This is a genomic window from Arthrobacter sp. 05L45_2 (assembly GCF_056397525.1).
On record NZ_JBFTNO010000291.1, the window covers coordinates 1 to 2,441 of the forward strand.

The window sequence follows — 2,441 nt, forward strand, 5'->3', positions numbered from 1 at the left end:
GCGCCAACACTGCACGAAAAAGGGACCGGTCCCCCGGTCCCTTTTTCGTGCCCGCACCACCGTCCGGCTGCACAGTCCCGCCGGGGGGACCTACTTGCGGCCGATGAACCAGTCCTGGAGCTTCCGGAGCCGGGTCTGCAACTGCTCCTCGTTGGCCTGGGCCACGGCCGGGCCGCCGCACACCGTCCGCAGTTTGGTGTGGATGACCCCGTGCGGTGTCCCGGTCCGCGCGGACCAGGCCGCGACGTTCTTGGCCAGCTCGGTGCGCAGGTCCATCAGCATCCTGTGGTCCGGGAGGGCTGGTGCCTCGCGGGCCGCCTCCGGCTGCGGGGCGCRCTTGTTCTTGCGGTTGAGTTGATCGTGCTGGCGCTGGCGGAGCAGGGTGCCCACCTGCTCTGCATCGAGCAGGCCGGGGATGCCCAGGAAGTCCAGCTCGTCTTCGGAGCCCACCTCGCCGCCGGTCCCGAATTCGCCGCCGTCGAACAGCACCCGGTCAAAGGACGCCTGCGAGTCGAGGGCCTCGAATTTGCCCTTCATCAGCGTGTCCGAGGCCTTTTCCTCGCGGTTGGCCTCGTCCATCAGCGAATCTTCGGGGTTGAAGAGCCCGTCGCCGTCTTCCTTCTCGGGCCGGTCCAGTGCGTGGTCGCGCTCGGCCTCCATGGAGTTCGCCAGCGCCATCAGCTGCGGCACGGACGGCAGGAAGACCGACGCCGTTTCGCCGCGCTTGCGCGCACGCACAAAACGGCCCACGGCCTGGGCGAAGAACAGCGGTGTGGACGTCGAAGTCGCATAGACACCTACGGACAGCCGCGGCACGTCAACACCTTCGGAAACCATACGGACCGCGACCATCCAGCGCTTGTCGCCGGCGGAGAATTCCTCGATCTTGTTCGAGGCCTTGGCGTCGTCGGAGAGGATGACGGTGGGCGACTCCCCGGTGATCCGCTTCAGCTGGCCGGCGTACGCACGCGCGTCGTCGTGATCGGTGGCAATGACCAGGCCGCCGGCGTCGGGCACGGTGCGGCGCACCTCGCTGAGGCGTTTGTCCGCTCCGGCGAGGACCGCGGGGATCCATTCGCCGGCGGGGTTGAGCGCCGTCCGCCAGGCCTGGGAGGTGATGTCCTTGGTCACCGCCGACTCACCGAGYGAGGCGGCCATTTCGTCGCCGGCGCTGGTCCGCCAGCGCATCTGGCCGGAGTACGCCATAAACATCACCGGCCGGACCACGTGGTCCCGCAGGGCTTTGCCGTAGCCGTAGGTGTAATCGGCTTTGGAGCGGCGGATGCCGTCGCGGTCCTCGGTGTACTCGACAAACGGGATGGGCGACGTGTCGGAGCGGAACGGGGTACCGGTCAGGGACAGGCGCCGGGCGGCCGGGTCGAAGGCCTCGCGCAGGCCATCGCCCCAGGAGAGCGCCTCACCGCCGTGGTGGATTTCGTCGAGGATCACCAGCGTGCGCGCGGCCTCGGTTTTGGCCCGGTGCAGCATCGGCTTGCTGGCGACCTGAGCATAGGTGACGGCGACGCCGATGAAGCCGCGGCCGTGCTGGCCGTCGGCGTTTTTGAAGTTCGGGTCAATGGCGATGCCAACCTTCGCGGCGGCATCTGCCCACTGGCGTTTCAGGTGGTCCGTCGGGGCCACGATCGTCACCCGGTTAACCACACCGGCCTCGATGAGCATCGAGGCCACACGGAGGGCGAAAGTTGTCTTACCGGCACCGGGGGTAGCGACTGCCAGGAAGTCCTTGGGGCTGGCGCCGAAGTAGCTGTCCAGTGCCTCCTGCTGCCAGGCACGCAGTTTCGGGGCGGTACCCCACGCGGCCCGCTCGGGATACGCGGGCGGCAGCACGGGTCCGCCGAAGAGTGTCTCCGTCACTTAGGAGCCCTCCCGTCCGCGCACGGCAGCCGGTTCCGGAGAAACCCAAGTAAGCACAAAAACACCAATCTTTTTTCGGATGAACCGGATATCAGGACGGCAACGGAACGCCTATCCGGCCGCGGGGGGCACGCGGCAGCGGCCCGTCCCACGGCGCTGTGAAGCCGCCGCGCGGAGGCCTTCTGTCGTAGCCCTACTTCCCGGAGTCGCCGCCGTCGCCGCCCGGGCGCAGGCCTTCGTAGACCTCTTTGCACTCGGGGCAGACCGGGAACTTTTTCGGGTCCCGGCCCGGGGTCCAGACTTTACCGCAGAGCGCGATGACGGGTTCACCCGAGAGAGCGGACTCCATGATTTTTTCCTTGCGCACGTAGTGCGAGAAGCGTTCCCGGTCGCCGGGCTCRACTTCCTGGCGCAGTTCCTCGCGCTCAATGGTGGCCGTCGACGTCCCGGCTCCGGAGAGCTCACGCATCGGGTCATCGTCCAAGGCACTCTTGATGGGATCCGTCATGCTCGTCATGTCATCCATCTTAGCTTCCCCTCAGCGGTCAACGGACACTTGCGCAAGC

Annotated in this window: 2 protein-coding genes; both read right to left on the reverse strand. The window is 67.4% G+C overall.

The window, feature by feature from the left end; all coding sequences use genetic code 11:
• Positions 1-90: 90 nt before the first annotated feature.
• A complete protein-coding gene (locus AC1DHD_RS15545) occupies positions 91-1,875 on the reverse strand; it encodes a DEAD/DEAH box helicase (protein WP_476880575.1) in 1,785 nt (594 codons plus the stop codon).
• A 193-nt stretch (positions 1,876-2,068) separates the two neighbouring features.
• Positions 2,069-2,383: a DUF3039 domain-containing protein gene (locus AC1DHD_RS15550; protein ID WP_476880576.1), complete on the reverse strand. Its 315-nt coding sequence runs from the start codon at positions 2,381-2,383 to the stop codon at positions 2,069-2,071.
• Between the last annotated feature and the right edge of the window lie 58 nt (positions 2,384-2,441).